The organism is Streptomyces scabiei 87.22 (assembly GCF_000091305.1).
GTDB lineage: Bacteria > Actinomycetota > Actinomycetes > Streptomycetales > Streptomycetaceae > Streptomyces > Streptomyces scabiei.
This window is the reverse complement of record NC_013929.1, coordinates 1,445,084-1,467,477: the sequence shown is the minus strand read 5'-3', so window position 1 is coordinate 1,467,477 and position 22,394 is coordinate 1,445,084. Positions and strand designations below refer to the sequence as shown.

Sequence of the window (22,394 nt, the reverse complement as noted above, 5' to 3'; positions counted from 1 at the left end):
TGAGCAGGCGCGATCGATCGGGCCGTGAACGGGCGGTGAACGCCCGCTTCTCTTCATCCGATAACCTCTGCCGACACGCTGCCGGCCCCCAGGGCCTGGGCGCCTTCCACCACGTACATGTCCGGCGCGGTCGCGTCGGCACCAGGGAGTGAGTTCCTCTGTCGACCGCCATCCTCACCGGTCAGCCGGTGCCCGGATCGTCGCTGGAGGGCGATCTGCGGTCGCTCGGCTTCGACGTACGGGTCGCCTCCGACGCCGGTGACGCCGCGAGGCTCCTGGCGACGGTGCCCGCGGACCAGCGGGTCGCGATCGTCGACGCCCGGTTCGTCGGCCATGCGCACGCCCTGCGCCTCGGACTCACCGACCCCCGCTTCGACGCCGCCGCCCTCCCCGGCGCCGTGACCGTGCGGCCCGCCGCCCGTCAGGCGCTGGCCCGGGTGCTGTCCCGCGAGGATGTCACCGCGAGCGGCGGCACCGCCGTCGCCGTCGGCAGCGTCGCCGACCGGATCGTCACCGGCCTCGACGCGGACGGCGTCAGCCCGTACCGCCCCGAGCTGGGCACCCTGGTCGCCGTCGTCCCCGACGGCCCGCAGGCCCGTGACGAGGCCCGGCGTGCCGTCGACGCCGTCGACGACGAGGCCGTCCGCCTGCGCACGGCGGTGAAGTCCCGCGACGGCTTCTTCACCACCTACTGCATCAGCCCGTACTCCCGCTACCTCGCCCGTTGGTGCGCCCGCCGGGGCCTGACCCCGAACCAGGTCACCACGGCCTCGCTGATCACCGCCCTGATCGCGGCCGGCTGCGCGGCCACCGGCACCCGCGGCGGCTATGTCGCGGCCGGACTGCTGCTGATCCTCTCGTTCGTCCTCGACTGCACCGACGGCCAGCTGGCCCGCTACTCCCTGCAGTACTCCACGCTCGGCGCCTGGCTCGACGCCACCTTCGACCGCGCCAAGGAGTACGCCTACTACGCGGGCCTCGCCCTCGGTGCCGCACGGGGCGGCGACGACGTATGGGCCCTCGCGCTCGCCGCGATGGTCCTGCAGACCTGCCGCCACGTCGTCGACTTCTCCTTCAACGAGGCGAACCACGACGCCACCGCCAACACCAGCCCCACCGCCGCCCTCTCCGGCAAGCTCGACAGCGTCGGCTGGACGGTCTGGGTCCGCCGCATGATCGTCCTGCCGATCGGTGAGCGCTGGGCCATGATCGCCGTCCTCACGGCCCTCACCACGCCCCGCATCACCTTCTACGCGCTGCTCGTCGGGTGCGCCTTCGCCGCGACGTACACCACGGCGGGCCGCGTCCTGCGCTCGCTGACGCGCAAGGCGCAGCGCACCGACCGCGCGGCCCGGGCGCTCGCGGACCTCGCGGACAGCGGGCCCCTGGCGGAGGTGCTCGCGCGCGTCATGCCGAGCCGCTACGCGGTCCTCGCGCGGCTACTGGCCCTGGCCGGTGCCGTCCTCGTGGTGCTCGCGGCCTGGATCGACGGGCCGGGCTGGTCGGTGGTCATCTGTGCCGGCGTGTACGTCCTGGTCTCCGCCGACGCGGTCGCGCGCCCCCTCAAGGGCCCCCTCGACTGGCTGATCCCCCCGCTCTTCCGCGCCGCCGAATACGGCACCGTCCTGATCCTCGCGGCCAAGGCCGACGTGAACGGCGCCCTTCCCGCGGCTTTCGGGCTCGTGGGGGCCGTCGCCTACCATCACTACGACACGGTGTACCGCATCCGCGGCGACGCCGGCGCACCGCCTAGGTGGCTGGTGCGGGCGATCGGCGGTCACGACGGCAGGACCCTGCTGGTCACCGTTCTCGCCGCGCTGCTCGTGCCCACAGATTTCAAGGTCGCGCTCACGGCTCTCGCCGTGGCCGTGGCGCTGCTGGTGCTCATCGAGAGCATCCGCTTCTGGGTGACCGCCCATAAGACAGGCGCACCCGCCGTACACGATGAAGGAGAACCCGCATGATCGGCCTCGTGCTGGCGGCCGGCGCCGGACGGCGTCTTCGCCCCTACACCGACACCCTTCCCAAGGCTCTGGTGCCGGTCGGCCCCGAGGGCGCGGAGGACAGCCTGACCGTTCTCGACCTCACGCTCGGCAACTTCGCCGAGATCGGCCTGACCGAGGTCGCGATCATCGTCGGGTACCGCAAGGAAGCCGTCTACGAGCGCCGCGAGGCGCTGGAGCAGAAGTACGGCGTCAAGATCACCCTGATCGACAACGACAAGGCCGAGGAGTGGAACAACGCCTACTCCCTGTGGTGCGGCCGTGACGCCATCAAGCACTCGGTGATCCTCGCCAACGGCGACACCGTGCACCCCGTCTCCGTGGAGAAGACCCTGCTCGCCGCCCGCGGCGACGGCAAGAAGATCATCCTCGCCCTCGACACGGTGAAGTCCCTCGCCGACGAGGAGATGAAGGTCGTCGTCGGCCCCGAGGGCGGCATGACCAAGATCACCAAGCTGATGGACCCCGCCGAGGCGACCGGTGAGTACATCGGCGTCACCCTCATCGAGGGCGAGGCCGCCGACGAGCTGGCCGACGCCCTGAAGACGGTCTTCGAGACGGACCCGCAGCAGTTCTACGAGCACGGCTACCAGGAGCTCGTGAACCGCGGCTTCCGTATCGACGTGGCGCCCATCGGTGACGTCAAGTGGGTCGAGATCGACAACCACGACGACCTCGCCAAGGGACGTGAGATCGCGTGCCAGTACTGACGAGGCTCATCCCCTCGCCGGTCGTCGTGGACATCCGTCCCGGCGCGCTCGATGACCTGGCGACGATTCTGTCGGACCAGCGCATCGCGCCGTCGGGCCGGCTGGCCTTCGCGATCAGCTCGCGCTCCGGCGCCGCGCTGCGCGACCGGTTCGCCCCGGCGCTGCCGGAGGCCGACTGGTTCAGCGACGCCGACGGCACCATCGACGGAGCGGTACGGCTCGCCGACTCGATCAAGAAGGGCGGTCACTACGACGCCGTGGTCGGGCTCGGCGGCGGCAAGGTCATCGACTGCGCCAAGTACGCGGCCGCCCGGGTGGGCCTGCCGCTGGTCGCCGTCGCCACCAACCTCGCCAACGACGGCCTCTGCTCCCCGGTCGCCACCCTCGACAACGACGCGGGCCGCGGTTCCTACGGTGTGCCGAACCCGATCGGCATCGTCATCGACCTCGACGTCATCCGTGAGGCCCCGGTGCGCTTCGTGCGGGCCGGTATCGGCGATGTGATCTGCAAGATCTCCGCCGTGGCCGACTGGGAGCTGTCCAGCCGGGAGACCGGCGAGAAGGTCGACGGACTGGCCGCCGCGATGGCCCGGCAGGCCGCCGAGGCCGTGCTCCGCCACCCCGGCGGGGTCGGCGACGACGAGTTCCTGACGACGTTGTCCGAGTCCCTCGTCCTGTGCGGGATCTCCATGTCCGTGGCCGGCGACAGCCGTCCCGCCTCGGGCGCCTGTCACGAGATCAGCCACGCCTTCGACCTGACCTTCCCCAAGCGCAACGCCCTGCACGGCGAACAGTGCGGTCTCGGCGGCGCGTTCGCCACGTTCCTGCGGGGCCACCACGAGGTCGCGGGCCAGATGGTCGAGGTCCTGCGCCACCACGGGCTGCCCGTCCTCCCGGACGAGATCGGCTTCACCGTGGACGAGTTCGTCCAGGTCGTGGAGTTCGCCCCGCAGACCCGGCCGGGCCGCTACACCATCCTGGAACACCTCGAACTGAGCACCGACCAGATCAAGGACGCCTACGCCGACTATGCCAAAGCCATCAGTAGCTGAACTCCGGCCGGTCGTTCACCCCCCGGGTGTGAAGGACCGGCGGAGCGGTGAGCACTGGGCCGGCCGGCTCTACATGCGCGAGATCTCGCTGCGGATAGACCGGCACCTGGTGAACACCCGGGTCTCGCCCAACCAGCTGACCTATCTGATGACCGTCTTCGGCGTCCTCGCCGCCCCGGCCCTGCTGGTGCCGGGCATCCCGGGCGCCGTCCTCGGTGTGCTGATGGTCCAGCTGTACCTGCTGTTCGACTGCGTCGACGGCGAGATCGCCCGCTGGCGCGAGCAGTACTCGATGACCGGCGTCTACGTCGACCGCGTCGGCGCCTACCTGTGCGACGCGGCCGTCCTGGTCGGCTTCGGCCTGCGCGCGGCCGACCTGTGGGGCACCGGCCGCATCGACTGGCTGTGGGCCTTCCTCGGCACGCTCGCCGCTCTCGGCGCCATCCTGATCAAGGCCGAGACGGACCTCGTCGGGGTCGCCCGGCACCAGACGGGCAAGCCGCCGGTCCAGGAGTCGGCCGCCGAGCCGCGCTCCTCCGGCATGGCGCTGGCCCGCAAGGCCGCCGCCGCCCTGAAGTTCCACCGGCTCATCCTCGGAGTCGAGGCGTCCCTGCTGATCCTGGTCTTCGCGGTCCTGGACCAGATGCGGGGCGACCTCTTCTTCTCCCGGCTCGGCGTCGCCGTGCTCGCCGGCATCGCACTGCTGCAGACCCTGCTGCACCTGGTGTCCATCCTGGCCTCCAGCAGGCTGAAGTGAGCGGCGCCATGAAGGTCGGCGCGGTGATCATCACCATGGGCAACCGCCCCGACGAGCTCCGCGCCCTCCTCGACTCCGTCGCCAAGCAGGAGGGCGACCGGGTCGAGGTGGTCGTCGTCGGCAACGGCTCGCCCGTCCCGGACGTCCCCGAGGGTGTACGGACGGTCGAGCTGCCCGAGAACCTCGGCATACCCGGCGGCCGCAACATCGGCATCGAGGCGTTCGGGCCCAGCGGCCGGGACGTCGACGTCCTGCTCTTCCTCGACGACGACGGCCTGCTCGCGCGCCACGACACCGCCGAACTCTGCCGCCGGGCCTTCGAGGAGGACCCCGGGCTCGGCATCGTCAGCTTCCGGATCGCCGACCCCGACACGGGGGAGACCCAGCGGCGCCATGTGCCCCGGCTGCGGGCCGCCGACCCGATGCGCTCCTCCCGGGTCACCACCTTCCTCGGCGGCGCCAACGCCGTACGCACCCAGGTCTTCGCCGAAGTCGGCGGGCTCCCGGACGAGTTCTTCTACGCGCACGAGGAGACCGACCTGGCCTGGCGGGCCCTCGACGCGGGCTGGATGATCGACTACCGGTCCGACATGGTCCTGTACCATCCGACGACCGCCCCCTCCCGGCACGCGGTCTACCACCGCATGGTCGCGCGCAACCGCGTCTGGCTCGCGCGCCGCAACCTCCCGGCCACGCTCGTCCCGGTCTACCTGGGCGTCTGGCTGCTGCTGACCCTGCTGCGCAAGCCCTCCGGCCCGGCGCTGCGGGCCTGGTTCGGCGGTTTCAAGGAGGGCTGGACGAGCGCCTGCGGCCCCCGCCGGCCCATGAAGTGGCGTACGGTGTGGCGGCTGACCAGACTGGGCCGACCGCCCGTCATCTGACACGCTCGAAATCTGAGAGCATTCGGCCGTACCCGGCCCAGGTTTCCGCCTCGGCCCGATCAGGCCACGCACTTTGAGGACGAAAGTTTCCATTTGTGAGTGAGACAACGCATGACGGCAGGGTTGTGGTGAGCGACCGACCGTCGCCCGACGACGGGCTCTCCGCCACGGAACTGGCCGCCAAGTACGGGCTCGCCGTGAGCGGCGCCCGGCCCGGACTCCTGGAGTACGTCCGCCAGATGTGGGGGCGGCGCCACTTCATCCTGGCCTTCTCCCAGGCGAAACTCACCGCGCAGTACAGCCAGGCCAAGCTCGGCCAGCTGTGGCAGGTGGCCACCCCGCTGCTCAACGCGCTGGTGTACTTCCTGATCTTCGGCCTCATCCTGGGTGCCGACCGCGGCATGCCCCGCGAGGTGTACATCCCGTTCCTGGTCACGGGTGTGTTCGTGTTCACCTTCACCCAGAGCTCGGTGATGGCGGGCGTCCGCGCGATCTCCGGCAACCTCGGCCTGGTGCGCGCCCTGCACTTCCCCCGCGCCTCGCTGCCGATCTCCTTCGCGCTCCAGCAGCTCCAGCAGCTGCTGTTCTCGATGATCGTGCTGTTCTGCGTGGCGGTCGGCTTCGGCAGCTATCCGTCCCCGTCCTGGCTGCTGATCGTCCCCGTGCTGGCCCTGCAGTTCCTGTTCAACACCGGCCTCGCGCTGATCATGGCCCGGATGGGCTCCAAGACCCCGGACCTCGCGCAGCTGATGCCGTTCGTGATGCGGACCTGGATGTACGCCTCCGGCGTCATGTTCTCCATCCCGGTGATGCTGGAGGACCACCCCCAGTGGATCGCCGACGTCCTGCAGTGGAACCCGGCCGCGATCTACATGGACCTGATGCGCTTCGCGCTGATCGACGGCTACGGCTCGGAGGCCCTGCCCCCGCACGTGTGGGCGGTCGCCGGCGGCTGGGCGGCGCTGACCGCGCTCGGCGGTTTCGTGTACTTCTGGAAGGCGGAGGAGAGGTACGGCCGTGGCTGAGTCACTGATTCCCACCGTCATCGCGGACGAACTGCACATCGTCTACCGCGTCAACGGCGCCAAGACCGGCAAGGGCAGCGCGACGGCCGCCCTCAGCCGCATCCTCAAGAGGGGCTCCGACGACGCGAAGCGCGGTGTGCGCAAGGTGCACGCCGTCAAGGGCGTCTCCTTCGTCGCCTACCGCGGCGAGGCCATCGGCCTGATCGGCTCCAACGGCTCCGGCAAGTCCACGCTGCTGCGCGCGATCGCGGGACTGCTCCCGGCGGAGAAGGGCAAGGTCTACACCGACGGCCAGCCCTCGCTGCTCGGCGTCAACGCCGCCCTGATGAACGACCTCACGGGCGAACGGAACGTCATATTGGGCGGCCTCGCGATGGGCATGTCCCGCGAGCAGATCAAGGAGCGCTACCAGGGCATCGTCGACTTCTCCGGCATCAACGAGAAGGGCGACTTCATCACCCTGCCGATGCGCACCTACTCCTCCGGCATGGCGGCCCGGCTGCGCTTCTCCATCGCGGCGGCCAAGGACCATGACGTCCTGATGATCGACGAGGCCCTCGCCACCGGCGACCGCGCGTTCCAGAAGCGGTCCGAGGCCCGCATCCGCGAGCTGCGCAAGGAGGCCGGCACGGTCTTCCTGGTCAGCCACAACAACAAGTCCATCCGCGACACGTGCGACCGCGTGCTGTGGCTGGAGCGCGGCGAACTGCGCATGGACGGCCCGACGGACGAGGTCCTGAAGGAATACGAGAAGTTCACGGGCAAGTAGGGCTCTCCGGACCGACGCGACCCGGGCCCCACCGGAACTGTTCCGGTGGGGCCCTGCGTCTGCAAGGGATACCGGGGAAGCGGTGTCGCGCAAAGGAAGCGCCAACTTCGGCAAGGACCGTGTCAACTCCGGCCACCCATAGGAATCTTGGGGGCAATCGGTGCGTTCTTGTGATGTGCAGGACACCCCGACGGAGCATGGTGCGTTGTACAACGTAAGCTGTAACGGTGCCCAATCGCGGCAAGTGGGTCCATAATGCGCGACACCCGGCATCCGCCGCAGACGCCGCCCACTGGGCGGCGTGTCCGAAATAGTGCGTATTGGGTCGGCAGTGTAGAACGGGAGATGTGACGGCCATGGCTCTGAAGACTCCCCAGCTCAACCACGCTTCTGCCGTGCCCGCGCCGGGTGACGAGCGGTGACCGAAACCGGGACGGCGCGCACCCGTGACCCGGAGCGCGACACCCTCGACAAGGCCGGAGCCGAGAACTTTCCCGTCGCCCCGTTCTTCCTGCCCCGGGCCTGGCGCGAGGACCTCATGGCCGTCTACGGCTTCGCCCGCCTCGTCGACGACATCGGTGACGGCGACCTCGCCCCCGGCGGCGCCGACGCCCGTCTCCTCGGCGTCGGCCCGCGGGACGCCGACGACCGGCTCCTCCTGCTCGACGCCTTCGAGGCCGACCTGGCCAAGGTATTCGACGGCACCCCGGGCCACCCGCTGCTGCGCCGCCTCCAGCGCACGGTCCGCGGACGCCGTCTCGCCCCCGAGCCGTTCCTCGCCCTGATCGCCGCCAACCGCCAGGACCAGCTGGTCAAGCGGTACGAGACCCACGACGACCTGCTCGCCTACTGCGCGCTGTCCGCGAACCCCGTCGGCCGGCTGGTCCTCGCCGTCACCGGCACCACCACCCCCGAGCGGGTCCGGCACTCCGACGCGATCTGCAGCGCGCTGCAGATCGTCGAACACCTCCAGGACGTCTCCGAGGACCTGGGCCGCGACCGGATCTACCTCCCGGCCGCCGACCTGAAGCGCTTTTACGTCCAGGAGGCCGATCTCGCCGCGCCCGCCGCGGGCGCCCCGGTGCGCGCGCTGATCGCGTACGAGGCGGAACGCGCACGGAGCCTCCTGGACGAGGGCACTCCGCTCGTGGGGAGCGTCCACGGCAGGCTGCGGCTGCTCCTCGCGGGGTTCGTGGCGGGCGGCAGGGCGGCCCTGCACGCGATCGCCGCCGCCGGACACGACGTACTTCCCGGCCCGCCCAAGCCCGGCAGGCTCCGGCTGCTGCGCGAGGCGGGCGCGACCCTGCGAGGAGAGGGGTGATCCGGACCGTGGAGACGGAACCGCACACGTCCGCGCCGGTACTCGCCGCCTACAGCTACTGCGAGGCCGTCACCGGACAGCAGGCCCGTAACTTCGCCTACGGCATCAGGCTGCTGCCGACGCCCAAGCGCCGCGCGATGTCCGCGCTGTACGCCTTCTCCCGGCGCGTCGACGACATCGGCGACGGCGCGCTCGCGGTCGAGGTCAAGACGGCCCGGCTGGAGGAGAGCAGGACGCTGCTCACCCGCGTCCGAGGCGGCTCGGTCGACGAGGACGACACGGATCCCGTCGCGGTCGCCCTCACCCACGCGCAGTCCGCCTTCCCGATCCCGCTCGACGCGCTCGACGAACTCATCGACGGCGTCCTCAAGGACGTACGCGGCGAGTACTACGAGACCTGGGACGACCTCAAGGTCTACTGCCGCTGCGTGGCCGGATCCATCGGCCGGCTCTCCCTCGGTGTCTTCGGCACCGAACCGGGGGCACGCGGCTCGGAACGCGCGCCGGAGTACGCCGACACCCTGGGACTCGCGCTGCAACTGACCAACATCCTCAGGGACGTTCGCGAGGACGCGGAGGGCGGCCGCACCTACCTGCCCACCGACGACCTCGCGAAGTTCGGCTGCTCGGCCGGGTTCGCCGGGCCGCTCCCGCCGGCCGACTCCGACTTCGCGGGTCTGGTGCACTTCGAAGTCCGCCGGGCCCGCGCCCTGTTCGCCGAGGGCTACCGGCTGCTGCCGATGCTCGACCGCCGCAGCGGCGCCTGCGTCGCGGCCATGGCCGGCATCTACCGCCGGCTGCTGGACCGCATCGAGCGCGAGCCGGAGGCCGTCCTGCGCGGCCGGGTCTCGCTGCCCGGCCGGGAGAAGGCGTACGTGGCCGTGCGCGGTCTCTCGGGTCTCGACACCCGCCACGTGTCGCGCCGTACCGTCAGGAGGCGTGTCTGATGGACAATTCACTCAGCGGTGAATCCATCGGGGAAAAGTGGTACGCAACCCTCCGCACCGGCGCGGCGTCCCTGACTGCGACGGACCGCCATGGCGGGCTTCGACACCCCGGCGGACCGGCAGGGGAGGGCGCACGATGACCGACGGCGCACAGCCCGGGGGACCACCCGACGGGCACCGTACGGGCCGGACCCCCGCCACGGCCGTGGTGGTCGGCGGGGGACTGGCCGGTGTCACCGCCGCGCTCTCGCTCGCCGACGCCGGCGTCCGGGTCACCCTGCTGGAGGGGCGGCCCCGCCTCGGCGGACTGGCCTTCTCCTTCCGGCGCGGCGACCTGACCGTCGACAACGGACAGCATGTGTACCTGCGGTGCTGCACCGCCTACCGCTGGTTCCTCGACCGGGTCGACGGAGCCGCGCTCGCGCCCCTGCAGGATCGTCTCGACGTGCCGGTTCTCGACGCCGGGGCCCGGGCCGGGCGACGGCTCGGCAGGCTGCGGCGCGACGCGCTGCCCGTCCCCCTGCACCTGGGACGCAGCCTCGCCACGTACCCCCACCTCTCCCTCGCCGAGCGCGCGCGGGTGGGGCGGGCCGCACTCGCGCTCAAGGCTCTCGACCCCGCCGATCCCGCCCTGGACGCACAGGACTTCGGCGGCTGGCTGGCCGCGCACGGGCAGTCGGCGCGGGCCGTCGAGGCGCTGTGGGACCTCGTGGGGGTCGCCACCCTCAACGCGGTCGCCCGGGACGCCTCCCTCGGGCTCGCGGCGATGGTGTTCAGGACGGGCCTGCTGTCCGACCCGGGCGCGGCCGACATCGGCTGGGCCCACGTCCCGCTGGGCGAACTGCACGACGCGCGCGCCCGCAAGGCGCTCGACTCGGCGGGCGTGCGCACCCTGCTCCGCGCCCGCGTCACGTCGCTCTCCCCCGCGGGCGACGGGACCTGGCGCGTCGAGACACCCGGCGAGAGCCTCGCCGCCGACACGGTCGTCCTCGCCGTGCCGCAGCGCGAGACGTACGACCTGCTGCCCGCTGGAGCGCTCGACGAGCCCGGACGGCTGCTGGAGATCGGCACCGCGCCGATCCTCAACATCCATGTCGTGTTCGACCGGAAGGTGCTGAGCCGGCCGTTCTTCGCGGCGCTCGGCTCGCCCGTGCAGTGGGTCTTCGACCGCACGGAGGCGTCCGGGCTGCGCGAGGGCCAGTATCTGGCGCTGTCGCAGTCGGCCGCCCGGGACGAGATCGACACCCCCGTCTCCGCACTGCGCGAGCGCTATCTGCCCGAGCTGGAACGGCTGCTGCCCACCGCGCGCGACGCGCGCGTGCGGGACTTCTTCGTGACCCGGGAGCGCACCGCGACGTTCGCTCCCACCCCCGGCGTCGGACGGCTCAGGCCCGGCGCCCGCACCAAGGCACCCGGCCTGTACCTGGCCGGAGCGTGGACCGCCACCGGGTGGCCCGCGACCATGGAGAGTGCGGTCCGCAGCGGCATCGGCGCGGCGGACGCCGCCCTCGCCGCGCTGGGCCGGCCCCGGGACCACCTCTTCGCCTTCGAGGAGGCCGCGTGACGCTCGAAGCGCACCGGAGCGGTTCCCGCACTCCCGATACCACGAACACACCGACATCTGGAGAGACTGTGCCCACTGTGCCCCCGGCCGTGACGGCCGCTGCGAGGACCGCGGTGGACGTGACCGCGCTCCTGGAGCGCGGGCGGACCCTGGCGACCCCCGTGCTGCGGGCGGCCGTCGATCGCCTGGCGCCCCCCATGGACACCGTCGCCGCCTACCACTTCGGCTGGATCGACGCCCACGGCAACCCGGCGGACGGCGACGGCGGCAAGGCCGTACGTCCCGCCCTCGCCGTCATGTCCGCCGAGGTCACCGGCGCCGCACCCGAGGCCGGCATCCCCGGCGCGGTCGCGGTGGAACTGGTGCACAACTTCTCGCTGCTGCACGACGACCTGATGGACGGCGACGAACAGCGCCGCCACCGCGACACCGTCTGGAAGGTCCACGGCCCCGCCCAGGCCATCCTCGTCGGTGACGCGCTGATGGTCCTCGCCAACGAGATCCTGCTCGAACTGGGGACCGTCGAGGCGGCCCGCGCCACCCGCCGCGTCACCACGGCGACCCGGGCCCTCATCGACGGCCAGGCCCAGGACATCTCCTACGAGCACCGCGAGCGGGTCACCGTCGAGGAGTGCCTGGAGATGGAGGGCAACAAGACCGGCGCCCTCCTCGCCTGCGCCTGCTCCATCGGCGCCGTCCTCGGCGGCGCCGACGACCACACCGCCGACACCCTGGAGAAGTACGGCTACCACCTCGGGCTCGCCTTCCAGGCCGTCGACGACCTGCTGGGCATCTGGGGCGACCCGGTCTCCACCGGCAAGCAGACCTGGAGCGACCTGCGCCAGCGCAAGAAGTCCCTGCCCGTCGTCGCCGCCCTCGCGGCCGGCGGCCCGGCCTCGGAACGGCTCGGCGAGATCCTGGCCGCCGATGCCAAGGCCAGCGACTTCGAGAACTTCTCCGAGGAGGAGTTCGCCGCGCGCGCCGCCCTCATCGAACAGGCGGGCGGCCGTGAGTGGGCCGTCCAGGAGGCCCGCCGTCAGCACACGATCGCCATCGAGGCGCTGGACTCGATCCGGATGCCCGAGCGGGTCCGGGACGAGTTCGCGGCCCTCGCCGACTTCGTCGTCGTACGGAAGAGATGACCACCCTCACCCAGGAGCCGGCCCTCATCGGCCGAATAGCCCTCGCGTAGTCGCCGGCCGGTGCCCGTCACCGGACACGCACCGGCCGACGGCTGACCCACCGCAGAGAGATCCGTCCACTGCACGAAGGGGAAGCCATGACAGCGACGACCGACGGAAGCACCGGGGCGCTGCCGCCCCGCGCACCCTCGGCCAGCGACACCGACCACGGCACCCCTGTGGCGGCAGGGGTTCAGGAGGCGGCCCTGCACGCCGTGGGGCGGGCCACCGACTTCCTGCTGTCCCGGCAGGACGCCCAGGGCTGGTGGAAGGGCGACCTGGAGACCAACGTCACCATGGACGCCGAGGACCTGCTGCTCCGCCAGTTCCTGGGCATCCGCGACGACGCGACCACCCGGGCCGCCGCCCTCTTCATCAGGGGCGAACAGCGCCCGGACGGCACCTGGGCCACCTTCTACGGCGGCCCGCCCGACCTCTCGGCCACCGTCGAGGCGTACGTCGCGCTGCGGCTGGCGGGCGACGACCCGGCCGCGCCGCACATGGCGAAGGCGTCCGCCTGGATCCGGGCGCGGGGCGGGATCGCCGCCGCCCGGGTCTTCACCCGTATCTGGCTGGCGCTGTTCGGCTGGTGGAAGTGGGACGACCTGCCGGAGATGCCGCCGGAGATCGTGTACTTCCCCACGTGGATGCCGCTGAACATCTACGACTTCGGCTGCTGGGCCCGCCAGACGATCGTGCCGCTGACCGTGGTGTCGGCGAAGCGCCCGGTGCGGCCGGCGCCGTTCCCGCTCGACGAACTGCACACCGATCCGGGGCGGCCGAACCCGCCCAGACCCCTGGACCGGCTGGGCAGTTGGGAGGGAGCCTTCCAACGGCTCGACCGCGCCCTGCACGGCTACCACAAGGTGGCACTGAAGCGGCTGCGCCGGGCGGCCATGAACCGGGCGGCCCGCTGGATCGTCGAGCGCCAGGAGAACGACGGCTGCTGGGGCGGCATCCAGCCCCCCGCCGTGTACTCGGTCATCGCGCTGCACCTGCTCGGCTACGACCTGGGGCACCCCGTGATGCGGGCCGGGCTGGAGTCCCTGGACCGGTTCGCCGTGTGGCGCGAGGACGGGGCCCGGATGATCGAGGCGTGCCAGTCCCCGGTGTGGGACACCTGCCTCGCCACCATCGCCCTCGCCGACGCCGGGCTGCCCCCCGACCACCCCCAGCTGGTCAAGGCCGCCGACTGGATGCTCGGCGAGGAGATCGTCCGCCCCGGCGACTGGTCGGTGAAGCGTCCCCAACTCCCGCCCGGGGGCTGGGCGTTCGAGTTCCACAACGACAACTACCCCGACATCGACGACACCGCCGAGGTCGTCCTCGCACTGCGCCGGGTGCGGCACCCCGACCCCGAGCGCGTGGAGAGGGCCGTGCGGCGCGGGGTGCGCTGGACCCTGGGCATGCAGTCCGGGAACGGGGCGTGGGCGGCGTTCGACGCCGACAACACCAGCCCCTTTCCCAACAGGCTGCCGTTCTGCGACTTCGGCGAGGTCATCGACCCGCCGTCCGCCGACGTCACCGCGCACGTGGTGGAGATGCTCGCGGCGGAGGGCCTGTCCCACGACCCGCGCACCCGGCGCGGCATCGAGTGGCTGCTCGCCGAACAGGAGCCCGGCGGAGCCTGGTTCGGCCGCTGGGGCGTCAACTACGTCTACGGCACCGGGTCGGTGGTCCCCGCACTGGTGACCGCGGGGCTGCCCGCCGCGCACCCCGCGATCCGCCGGGCCGTGGCCTGGCTGGAGACCGTCCAGAACGACGACGGCGGCTGGGGCGAGGACCTGCGTTCCTACCCCGACCCGGCCGAGTGGGGCGGCAAGGGCGCCTCCACCGCCTCCCAGACCGCGTGGGCGCTGCTCGCGCTGCTCGCGGCGGGGGAGCGGGACGGCAAGGCCACCGAACGCGGCGTCGCGTGGCTGGCCCGGACCCAGCGGGAGGACGGCTCCTGGGACGAGCCGTACTTCACCGGCACCGGCTTCCCCTGGGACTTCTCGATCAACTACCACCTCTACCGGCAGGTCTTCCCGCTCACCGCGCTCGGCCGCTACGTCCACGGCGAGCCGGCCGTCCTGAAGCCCGGGACACGCTGATGACCGCGTCCTCCGCCCCGGCCCCGCTGCTGATCGCCTGCGCGCTCGGCATCGAACGGCTCGCCCTGCGCGGCCGCGACCGGGGCGGCGCCGGAGGACCCGTCACCGTCCTGCGCACCGGCATGGGGCCGAGGGCCGCCGAGCGGTCCGTCACCCGGGCCCTCGCCGGCCCGGGGCTGCGTGACGCGGCCGTGCTGGCCACCGGGTTCTGCGCCGGACTCGCGCCGGGCATGCGGCCCGGCGACCTGGTCGTCGCCGAGGAGACCTGGGGCCCCGGCGACGCCGTCACCCGCTGCGTCTCCTCCCGGCGCCTGGTCGAGGAACTGCGGCGCGCCGTGCCCGGACGCGCGGTCCACACCGGCCCGCTCACCGGCTCCGACCACGTCGTACGCGGTCAGGAACGGTCCGCTCTCCACGCGACCGGCGCACTCGCGGTCGACATGGAGTCCGCCGTCACGCTCCACTGCGCCGTGCGATCGGGCGCACGCCCGGTTGCGGCCGTCCGGGTGGTCGTGGACGCTCCAGAGCATGAACTGGTCCGGATCGGCACGGTACGCGGTGGAATATCGGCTTTCCGCGTCCTTCGTGCCGTCCTTCCCGCTTACTACGAATGGCACCGTTCCTTGCTGCTCCCCAGGAGGTGAGCCAGATGGCCATGCCGCTCCGCCAGTCCATCAAGGTGGCGACGTATCTCGCTGAACAGAAGCTCCGCAAGCGGGAGAAGTTCCCGCTGATCGTCGAGCTGGAACCGCTCTACGCCTGCAACCTCAAGTGCGAGGGCTGCGGCAAGATCCAGCACCCGGCGGGCGTGCTCAAGCAGCGCATGCCGGTGGCGCAGGCCGTGGGCGCCGTCCTGGAGTCCGGAGCGCCGATGGTGTCGATCGCCGGCGGCGAACCGCTGATGCACCCCCAGATCGACGAGATCGTGCGGCAGTTGGTGGCGAAGAGGAAGTACGTCTTCCTGTGCACCAACGCCCTGCTGCTGCGCAAGAAGATGGAGAAGTTCAAGCCCTCGCCGTACTTCGCGTTCGCCGTCCACATCGACGGGCTGCGGGAGCGGCACGACGAGTCGGTGGCGAAGGAGGGAGTGTTCGACGAGGCCGTGGCCGCGATCAAGGAGGCCAAGAAGCGCGGCTTCCGGGTCACGACCAACTCGACCTTCTTCAACACCGACACCCCGCAGACCATCATCGAGGTCCTCAACTTCCTCAACGACGACCTCCAGGTCGACGAGATGATGATCTCCCCCGCCTACGCCTACGAGAAGGCCCCCGACCAGGAGCACTTCCTCGGTGTCGAGCAGACCCGCGAGTTGTTCAAGAAGGCGTTCGCGGGCGGCAACCGCCGCCGCTGGCGCCTGAACCACTCGCCCCTGTTCCTCGACTTCCTGGAGGGCAGGGTCGACTTCCCGTGCACGGCGTGGGCGATCCCCAACTACTCGCTGTTCGGCTGGCAGAAGCCCTGCTACCTGATGAGCGACGGCTACGTCACCACGTACCGGGAGCTGATCGAGGACACCGACTGGGACGCCTACGGCCGGGGCAAGGACCCGCGCTGCGCCAACTGCATGGCGCACTGCGGCTACGAGCCGACCGCCGTCCTCGCCACCATGGGCTCGCTGAAGGAGTCCCTGCGCGCCCTGCGCGAGACCGTCTCCGGGAACCAAGGAAACCAGGGGTGACGTGATGAGCGCCGTGTCGCTGGGTGTGCCCGAGGTACCGGTCCGGCCGATCGCCGAGCGGCGCGTGTCGCGCGGCATCCGGGTCGGCTCGGTGGCGGTCGGGGGCGGGGCCCCGGTGTCGGTCCAGTCGATGACGACGACCCGTACGTCGGACATCGGCGCCACCCTGCAGCAGATCGCCGAGCTGACGGCGTCCGGCTGCCAGATCGTCCGCGTCGCCTGCCCCACGCAGGACGACGCGGACGCGCTGCCCGCCATCGCCCGCAAGTCGCAGATCCCGGTGATCGCGGACATCCACTTCCAGCCGAAGTACGTGTTCGCGGCGATCGAGGCCGGCTGTGCCGCCGTTCGCGTCAATCCGGGCAACATCAAGCAGTTCGACGACAAGGTCAAGGAGATCGCGCGGGCGGCGAAGGACCACGGCACCCCGATCCGGATCGGGGTCAACGCCGGCTCGCTCGACCGGCGGCTGCTCCAGAAGTACGGCAGGGCGACGCCCGAGGCGCTGGTGGAGTCCGCGCTGTGGGAGGCGTCGCTGTTCGAGGAGCACGGCTTCCGGGACATCAAGATCTCGGTCAAGCACAACGATCCGGTCGTGATGGTCGAGGCGTACCGGCAGCTGGCCGCCCGCTGCGACTACCCGCTGCACCTCGGGGTGACCGAGGCCGGACCCGCCTTCCAGGGCACCATCAAGTCGGCCGTCGCCTTCGGGGCGCTGCTCGGCGAGGGGATCGGCGACACGATCCGGGTGTCGCTGAGCGCCCCGCCGGTCGAGGAGATCAAGGTCGGCATCCAGATCCTGGAGTCGCTGAACCTGCGGCAGCGGCGGCTGGAGATCGTCTCCTGCCCCTCGTGCGGACGGGCGCAGGTCGACGTGTACCGGCTGGCGGACGAGGTGTCCGCCGGGCTGGAGGGCATGGAGGTCCCGTTGCGGGTCGCGGTCATGGGCTGCGTCGTCAACGGGCCCGGCGAGGCGCGGGAGGCGGACCTGGGAGTCGCCTCCGGCAACGGCAAGGGGCAGATCTTCGTGAAGGGCGAGGTCATCAGGACCGTGCCCGAGTCGAAGATCGTGGAGACCCTCATCGACGAGGCGATGAAGATCGCCGAACGGATGGAACGGGACGGCGTCGCGTCGGGGGAACCGGCGGTCACCGTGAGCTGACAACACGGGCTGAGAGAGCACGGATCGAGAGGGGGCCCGACGTGACGATTCTGGAGAGCATCCGGCAACCGCGCGACCTGAAGGTGCTGACCGAGGCGGAACTCGGGGAACTGGCCGAGGAGATCCGGGAGTTCCTGGTGCACGCGGTCGCCAGGACCGGCGGTCACCTGGGGCCCAACCTGGGGGTGGTGGAACTGACCATCGCGCTCCACCGGGTCTTCGAGTCGCCGACCGACCGCATCGTCTGGGACACCGGTCACCAGAGCTATGTGCACAAGCTGCTGACCGGTCGTCAGGACTTCTCCAAACTGCGCGGCAAGGGTGGCCTGTCGGGCTATCCCTCGCGCGAGGAGTCCGAGCACGACATCGTCGAGAACAGCCACGCCTCCACCGCCCTCGGCTGGGCGGACGGCCTCGCCAAGGCCCGCCAGGTGCGGGGGGAGCGGGGACACGTGGTCGCGGTGATCGGCGACGGCGCGCTCACCGGAGGCATGGCTTGGGAGGCGCTCAACAACATCGCGGCCGCCAAGGACCGACCGCTGATCATCGTCGTCAACGACAACGAGCGCTCGTACTCACCCACCATCGGCGGCCTCGCCAACCACCTCGCCACCCTGCGCACGACCGACGGATACGAGCGGTTCCTCGCGTGGGGCAAGGAGGTGCTGCTGCGCACCCCGGTCGTCGGCAAGGAGGTCTACGAGGCGCTGCACGGCGCGAAGAAGGGGTTCAAGGACGCGTTCGCGCCGCAGGGCATGTTCGAGGACCTGGGCCTGAAGTACGTCGGCCCGATCGACGGACACGACACCGGGGCCGTCGAGTCGGCGCTGCGCCGGGCCAAGCGCTTCCACGGCCCCGTCCTGGTGCACTGTCTGACGCAGAAGGGCCGGGGGTACGAGCCCGCGCTCGCCGACGAGGAGGACCACTTCCACACGGTCGGCGTGATGGACCCCCTGACCTGCGAGCCGCTCGCGCCGGCCGGCGGACCCTCCTGGACCTCGGTCTTCGGCGACGAGATCGTCCGGATCGGGGACGAACGCGAGGACGTCGTGGCGATCACGGCGGCCATGCTGCACCCCGTCGGGCTCGGCAGGTTCGCGGAGAAGTTCCCCGACCGGGTGTGGGACGTCGGGATCGCCGAGCAGCACGCCACCGTGTCGGCGGCCGGCCTCGCCACGGGCGGCCTGCACCCCGTCGTGGCCGTCTACGCGACCTTCCTCAACCGGGCCTTCGACCAACTGCTGATGGACGTGGCACTGCACCGGTGCGGGGTCACCTTCGTGCTGGACCGCGCCGGGGTGACCGGCGTCGACGGCGCGTCGCACAACGGCATGTGGGACATGTCCGTCCTCCAGGTCGTCCCCGGGCTGCGGATCGCCGCCCCGCGCGACGCCGAGCAGCTGCGGACCCAGCTGCGGGAGGCCGTCGCGGTGGACGACGCCCCCACGCTGATCCGGTTCCCGAAGGAGTCCGTGGGGCCGGAGATCCCGTCCCTGGGGCGGGTGGGCGGCATGGACGTCCTGCACCGCTCCGACACACCGGGGGACCCGGAAGTCCTGCTGGTCGCCGTCGGCGTGATGGCGCCGGTGTGTCTGGGAGCCGCCGAGCTGCTCCGGGCGCGGGGCATCGGCTGCACCGTCGTCGACCCGCGCTGGGTCAAGCCCGTCGACCCCGCGCTGCCCGGGCTCGCCGGCGCGCACCGGCTGGTGGCCGTCGTGGAGGACAACAGCCGGGCCGCCGGGGTCGGTTCGGCGGTCGCCCTCGCCCTGGGCGACGCCGAGGTCGACGTGCCGGTACGACGGTTCGGGATTCCGGAGCGGTTCCTCCCGCACGCCAAGCGCGGGGAGGTGCTGGCCGACCTGGGGCTGACGCCAGTCGACATCGCCGGCCGGATCAGCGCCTCGCTGACCGCCGGCGACGAGGCGGCGAAGGGGGACCTGTCCGGGGCCGGGCCCTCGGAGGTCCGGCCGTCCGTGGCCGGTCCTCGCACGGCCCAGCCGTCCCCGGCGCAGCCGTCCCCGGCCCAGCCGTCCCCGGCCCAGCCGTCCGTGGCCGGTCCTTGCGTGGCCGGGCCGTCCGAGGAGCACCCACGATGACCACCCTGGAACCCGCCGCCACCGAGGAGTTCGACCTCGGCAGACTCCTGGCCGAACGCGGCGCCGAGCGCTACGAGCTGCACGCCCGGCACCTCAACCACCAGCTCCCGCGGATGCTGCACACCATCGGCTTCGACAAGGTCTACGAGCGGGCCGAGGGCGCCTACTTCTGGGACGCGGACGGCAACGACTACCTGGACATGCTCGCCGGGTTCGGGGTGATGGGGCTCGGCCGCCACCACCCCGTGGTCCGCAAGGCGCTGCACGACGTGCTCGACGCCCAGCTCGCCGACCTGACCCGGTTCGACTGCCAGCCCCTGCCCGGCCTGCTCGCCGAGAAGCTGCTCGCCCACAGTCCCCACCTGGACCGGGTGTTCTTCGGCAACAGCGGCACGGAGGCCGTCGAGACCGCGCTGAAGTTCGCCCGGTACGCCACCGGCAGGCCACGGGTCCTCTACTGCGACCACGCCTTCCACGGGCTCACCACCGGCTCGCTCTCGGTCAACGGCGAGGACGGCTTCCGGGACGGTTTCGCACCGCTGCTGCCCGACACGGCCGTACCGCTCGGTGACCTCGACGCGCTCGCGAGGGAGCTGAAGAAGGGCGATGTGGCCGCCCTCGTCGTCGAGCCCGTCCAGGGCAAGGGGGTGCACGAGGCGCCGCCCGGCTATCTGCGCGCGGCCCGCGAACTGCTCCACGCGCAGGGCGCGCTGCTGATCGTCGACGAGGTGCAGACCGGGCTCGGCCGCACCGGGGACTTCTACGCCCACCAGCACGAGGACGGGGTCGAACCCGATCTGGTGTGCGTGGCGAAGGCGCTCTCCGGCGGCTATGTGCCGGTCGGCGCCACCCTCGGCAAGGAGTGGATCTTCAAGAAGGTCTACTCGTCCATGGACCGCGTGCTCGTGCACTCGGCGAGCTTCGGCTCCAACGCCCAGGCCATGGCCGCCGGGCTCGCCGTCCTCTCCGTGATGGACAACGAGCGGATCGTGGCGAACGCCCGGGCCACCGGCGACCTGCTGAAGGCCCGGCTCTCGGCGCTGGTCGACAAGTACGAGCTGCTCAGCGACGTACGCGGCCGGGGACTGATGATCGGCATCGAGTTCGGCAGGCCGAGGTCGCTGAAGCTGCGCAGCCGCTGGACGATGCTCCAGGCGGCCCGCAAGGGGCTGTTCGCCCAGATGGTCGTCGTACCGCTGCTGCGCCGGCACCGCATCCTCACCCAGGTCTCCGGCGACCATCTGGAGGTGATCAAGCTGATCCCGCCCCTGACCATCGGGGAGCGCGAGGTGGACCGCTTCGTCGAGGCGTTCACCGAGGTCATGGACGACGCGCACAGCGGGGGCGGGCTCATGTGGGACTTCGGAAAGACGCTGGTGAAACAGGCGGTGGCCAACCGTTAGTGAACAGCCCGGTGGAGTACGGCAGTGGAGGTGCGGCGGGTGTGGCGGGTGTGGCCGGTGGGCGGAGGCTGGGCTCTTTGCCTCTGAGGCAAGGAATTTGCCGCTGAGGCAAAAATCCGGCTGAATGGAGGCATGAGCCCCTCCGAGGGTACGCACCCTCCCGAGCCCCCGGCGGACGAGACACTGCCCGCCGTCGCACCGCAGTTGCGGGCCCTGCGCCGCCGGGCCTCCCTCACCCTGGAGGCAGCGGCCCGCGCCGCCGGCCTCTCGCCCGCGCACCTCTCCCGGCTGGAGACCGGCCGGCGCCAGCCCTCGCTGCCGATGCTGCTCACGCTGGCCCGCGTCTACGGTACGACGGTCTCGGAGCTCCTCGGTGAGTCCGTCGCCGAGCGGGACGCCGTCCTGCGCGCCACCGACACGGAGCCCACCCGGGCCGGCGGCTGGACGTACTGGCAGGCGGGCGCGCCCGGGCGCGGGATGCAGGCACTGCGTGTCCATGTGCCGCACGGCTCGCAGGGCGACATCGTGCGCGTGCATCCCGGGGAGGAATGGCTCTACGTCCTGACCGGGCGGCTGCGCCTGCGCCTCGGGGACACCGCGCATCTGCTCGCGCCCGGTGACAGCGCCCACTTCGACTCGCTGACCCCGCACCGCATCGCCGCCGCCGACCAGGACGGCGCCGATCTCCTGTTCGTCCACACCCTGTTGCAGAGCCCGGCCGCCGCGCTGTGCCTCGGGCCGACCACTCCCGGAGAGACACCATGACCGACCTGGAAGAGAAGTTCCCCCGCGCCCTGTGGGTGCGACTGATCGTCTACATCGCGGTCGGCCACGTCTTCGCGGCCTTCATCTATCTGCTGTTCGAACTGGGCGCCCGGCAGTAGCCGCCGGGCCGATCCGGCCCGATCCGGCGCGGTCCTAGTCGAGCAGGCGCTCGCGCAGCCGCTCGCGGGTCTGCGGGGTCAGCTTCAGGCCCTGCTCCAGATAGGTGTCGACATCGCCCCAGGTCTCCTCCAGGGTGTCGAAGGCCGCCTGGAGGTACTCGGCGCGGGCGTCGAAGAGGGGGCTCAGCAGCTCCATGATCTCCGGGGACCAGGCGCTCTCGGAGGTGCTGCTGCGGTGCACCTTGTAGCGGCGGTGCTTGGCGTTCGACTCCAGGTAGTCGGCGAGCACGGCCTCGCGCTCGACGCCGAGGGCGAGAAGCGTGACGGCGACGGAGAGCCCCGCGCGGTCCTTGCCCGCCGCGCAGTGCATCAGCGCGGGCACACTGTCCTCGGCCAGCGCGTGCAGGACGCGGGAGTGCTCGGCCGTACGCTCCTTGATCATCTTGCGGTAGGAGGCGGTCATCCGGCCGGCCGCCCTGCCGTCGCCCAGCAGCGCGCGCAGCTGGTCCAGGTCGCCGTCCCGGACCATCTTCCAGAACTCGGCACCGTCGGCCGGGTCGCTCAGCGGCAGGTTCACATTGACCACGCCGGGGAGCGGGATGTCCGGCCCCTCCAGCTTCTGGTCGGCCGCGTTGCGGAAGTCGAAGATCGTGTGCAGGTCGAGCGAGGCGAGGAACGCGGCGTCCTCGTCGGTGGCGTGCGCGAGGTGCCCGCTGCGGAACAGGACCCCGTGACGCACGCGGCGGCCGTCCACCGTCGGCAGACCCCCCACATCGCGGAAGTTGCGCACTCCGGTCAGCTCGGGCTCGGTCGACGGGATCTGCTGCGTCACTGGGGCTCCCTCCCATCCGGCCGTCGGCGGCGA

General features: G+C 71.5%; 21 protein-coding genes. 20 read left to right on the top strand and 1 reads right to left on the bottom strand.

The annotated features are described in order from the left end of the window. The first annotated feature begins 158 nt into the window (after positions 1-158). The 20 genes from SCAB_RS06215 to SCAB_RS06125 all read left to right on the top strand — a co-directional run bounded on the left by SCAB_RS06215 (position 159) and on the right by SCAB_RS06125 (position 21,529). A complete protein-coding gene (locus SCAB_RS06215) occupies positions 159-1,964 on the top strand; it encodes a DUF5941 domain-containing protein (RefSeq protein WP_078580062.1) in 1,806 nt (601 codons plus the stop codon). Beyond that, positions 1,961-2,713, top strand: a complete 753-nt coding sequence (locus tag SCAB_RS06210; protein ID WP_012999194.1) for a phosphocholine cytidylyltransferase family protein — start codon at positions 1,961-1,963, stop codon at positions 2,711-2,713. Before SCAB_RS06215 ends, SCAB_RS06210 begins: the two co-directional genes overlap by 4 nt. Beyond that, positions 2,701-3,765: an iron-containing alcohol dehydrogenase family protein gene (locus SCAB_RS06205; protein WP_012999193.1), complete on the top strand. Its 1,065-nt coding sequence runs from the start codon at positions 2,701-2,703 to the stop codon at positions 3,763-3,765. The genes SCAB_RS06210 and SCAB_RS06205 overlap by 13 nt, the downstream gene beginning before the upstream one ends. 28 nt (positions 3,766-3,793) lie before the next feature. Then, the gene (locus tag SCAB_RS06200; RefSeq protein WP_037725438.1) at positions 3,794-4,522 is read left to right on the top strand and encodes a CDP-alcohol phosphatidyltransferase family protein; all 729 of its coding nucleotides are present in this window, start codon (positions 3,794-3,796) and stop codon (positions 4,520-4,522) included. An 8-nt stretch (positions 4,523-4,530) separates the two neighbouring features. After that, positions 4,531-5,403, top strand: coding sequence for a glycosyltransferase family 2 protein (locus SCAB_RS06195; RefSeq protein ID WP_012999191.1), 873 nt, complete (start codon positions 4,531-4,533; stop codon positions 5,401-5,403). Between the two features lie 95 nt (positions 5,404-5,498). Beyond that, positions 5,499-6,428, top strand: coding sequence for an ABC transporter permease (locus SCAB_RS06190; RefSeq protein ID WP_012999190.1), 930 nt, complete (start codon positions 5,499-5,501; stop codon positions 6,426-6,428). Continuing rightward, positions 6,421-7,197, top strand: coding sequence for an ABC transporter ATP-binding protein (locus SCAB_RS06185; RefSeq protein ID WP_012999189.1), 777 nt, complete (start codon positions 6,421-6,423; stop codon positions 7,195-7,197). The genes SCAB_RS06190 and SCAB_RS06185 overlap by 8 nt, the downstream gene beginning before the upstream one ends. 418 nt (positions 7,198-7,615) lie before the next feature. After that, positions 7,616-8,518 carry a squalene synthase HpnC gene (gene hpnC, locus SCAB_RS06180; RefSeq protein WP_012999188.1) on the top strand — a complete coding sequence of 301 codons (903 nt, stop codon included), beginning with the start codon at positions 7,616-7,618 and terminating at the stop codon, positions 8,516-8,518. Continuing rightward, positions 8,515-9,465 carry a presqualene diphosphate synthase HpnD gene (gene hpnD / locus SCAB_RS06175; RefSeq protein ID WP_012999187.1) on the top strand — a complete coding sequence of 317 codons (951 nt, stop codon included), beginning with the start codon at positions 8,515-8,517 and terminating at the stop codon, positions 9,463-9,465. The genes hpnC and hpnD overlap by 4 nt, the downstream gene beginning before the upstream one ends. Then, entirely contained in the window at positions 9,465-9,605 is a 141-nt protein-coding gene (locus SCAB_RS49355; RefSeq protein WP_369122713.1) for a DUF6380 family protein, read from the top strand. The genes hpnD and SCAB_RS49355 overlap by 1 nt, the downstream gene beginning before the upstream one ends. Continuing rightward, a complete protein-coding gene (gene hpnE, locus SCAB_RS06170) occupies positions 9,602-11,029 on the top strand; it encodes a hydroxysqualene dehydroxylase HpnE (protein WP_012999186.1) in 1,428 nt (475 codons plus the stop codon). The genes SCAB_RS49355 and hpnE overlap by 4 nt, the downstream gene beginning before the upstream one ends. A gap of 89 nt (positions 11,030-11,118) precedes the next feature. Further along, positions 11,119-12,171 carry a polyprenyl synthetase family protein gene (locus tag SCAB_RS06165; protein ID WP_012999185.1) on the top strand — a complete coding sequence of 351 codons (1,053 nt, stop codon included), beginning with the start codon at positions 11,119-11,121 and terminating at the stop codon, positions 12,169-12,171. A gap of 137 nt (positions 12,172-12,308) precedes the next feature. Beyond that, complete coding sequence (gene shc / locus SCAB_RS06160; RefSeq protein WP_012999184.1) at positions 12,309-14,303, top strand: squalene--hopene cyclase; 1,995 nt, start codon at positions 12,309-12,311, stop codon at positions 14,301-14,303. Beyond that, positions 14,303-14,947, top strand: a complete 645-nt coding sequence (locus tag SCAB_RS06155) for a phosphorylase family protein (RefSeq protein WP_012999183.1) — start codon at positions 14,303-14,305, stop codon at positions 14,945-14,947. Before shc ends, SCAB_RS06155 begins: the two co-directional genes overlap by 1 nt. Positions 14,948-14,952: 5 nt before the next feature. Beyond that, a complete protein-coding gene (gene hpnH, locus SCAB_RS06150; RefSeq protein ID WP_037725429.1) occupies positions 14,953-15,984 on the top strand; it encodes an adenosyl-hopene transferase HpnH in 1,032 nt (343 codons plus the stop codon). Between the two features lie 4 nt (positions 15,985-15,988). After that, positions 15,989-17,146 carry a flavodoxin-dependent (E)-4-hydroxy-3-methylbut-2-enyl-diphosphate synthase gene (gene ispG, locus SCAB_RS06145; protein WP_037725502.1) on the top strand — a complete coding sequence of 386 codons (1,158 nt, stop codon included), beginning with the start codon at positions 15,989-15,991 and terminating at the stop codon, positions 17,144-17,146. Between the two features lie 41 nt (positions 17,147-17,187). Then, positions 17,188-19,242: a 1-deoxy-D-xylulose-5-phosphate synthase gene (gene dxs, locus SCAB_RS06140; protein ID WP_012999180.1), complete on the top strand. Its 2,055-nt coding sequence runs from the start codon at positions 17,188-17,190 to the stop codon at positions 19,240-19,242. Continuing rightward, positions 19,239-20,645, top strand: a complete 1,407-nt coding sequence (locus SCAB_RS06135; protein ID WP_012999179.1) for an aspartate aminotransferase family protein — start codon at positions 19,239-19,241, stop codon at positions 20,643-20,645. The genes dxs and SCAB_RS06135 overlap by 4 nt, the downstream gene beginning before the upstream one ends. Positions 20,646-20,777: 132 nt before the next feature. After that, the gene (locus tag SCAB_RS06130) at positions 20,778-21,410 is read left to right on the top strand and encodes a helix-turn-helix domain-containing protein (protein ID WP_012999178.1); all 633 of its coding nucleotides are present in this window, start codon (positions 20,778-20,780) and stop codon (positions 21,408-21,410) included. Then, positions 21,407-21,529 (top strand): DUF6126 family protein, encoded by a 123-nt coding sequence (locus SCAB_RS06125; protein WP_012999177.1) that lies wholly within the window; start codon positions 21,407-21,409, stop codon positions 21,527-21,529. The genes SCAB_RS06130 and SCAB_RS06125 overlap by 4 nt, the downstream gene beginning before the upstream one ends. Before the next feature lie 34 nt (positions 21,530-21,563). On the opposite strand, the gene SCAB_RS06120 is transcribed toward SCAB_RS06125, so the two are convergent. Beyond that, positions 21,564-22,361 (bottom strand): tyrosine-protein phosphatase, encoded by a 798-nt coding sequence (locus SCAB_RS06120; RefSeq protein ID WP_012999176.1) that lies wholly within the window; start codon positions 22,359-22,361, stop codon positions 21,564-21,566. Positions 22,362-22,394 lie beyond the last annotated feature (33 nt).

Bases quoted from the DNA above. Each gene is read 5' to 3' on its own strand.
- SCAB_RS06210 (WP_012999194.1), top strand. From the start codon at position 1,961: ATGATCGGCCTCGTGCTGGCGGCCGGCGCCGGACGGCGTCTTCGCCCC.
- SCAB_RS06195 (WP_012999191.1), top strand. From the start codon at position 4,531: ATGAAGGTCGGCGCGGTGATCATCACCATGGGCAACCGCCCCGACGAG.
- SCAB_RS49355 (WP_369122713.1), top strand. From the start codon at position 9,465: ATGGACAATTCACTCAGCGGTGAATCCATCGGGGAAAAGTGGTACGCA.
- hpnE (WP_012999186.1), top strand. From the start codon at position 9,602: ATGACCGACGGCGCACAGCCCGGGGGACCACCCGACGGGCACCGTACG.
- shc (WP_012999184.1), top strand. From the start codon at position 12,309: ATGACAGCGACGACCGACGGAAGCACCGGGGCGCTGCCGCCCCGCGCA.
- SCAB_RS06155 (WP_012999183.1), top strand. From the start codon at position 14,303: ATGACCGCGTCCTCCGCCCCGGCCCCGCTGCTGATCGCCTGCGCGCTC.
- hpnH (WP_037725429.1), top strand. From the start codon at position 14,953: ATGGCCATGCCGCTCCGCCAGTCCATCAAGGTGGCGACGTATCTCGCT.
- ispG (WP_037725502.1), top strand. From the start codon at position 15,989: ATGAGCGCCGTGTCGCTGGGTGTGCCCGAGGTACCGGTCCGGCCGATC.
- SCAB_RS06135 (WP_012999179.1), top strand. From the start codon at position 19,239: ATGACCACCCTGGAACCCGCCGCCACCGAGGAGTTCGACCTCGGCAGA.
- SCAB_RS06130 (WP_012999178.1), top strand. From the start codon at position 20,778: ATGAGCCCCTCCGAGGGTACGCACCCTCCCGAGCCCCCGGCGGACGAG.
- SCAB_RS06125 (WP_012999177.1), top strand. From the start codon at position 21,407: ATGACCGACCTGGAAGAGAAGTTCCCCCGCGCCCTGTGGGTGCGACTG.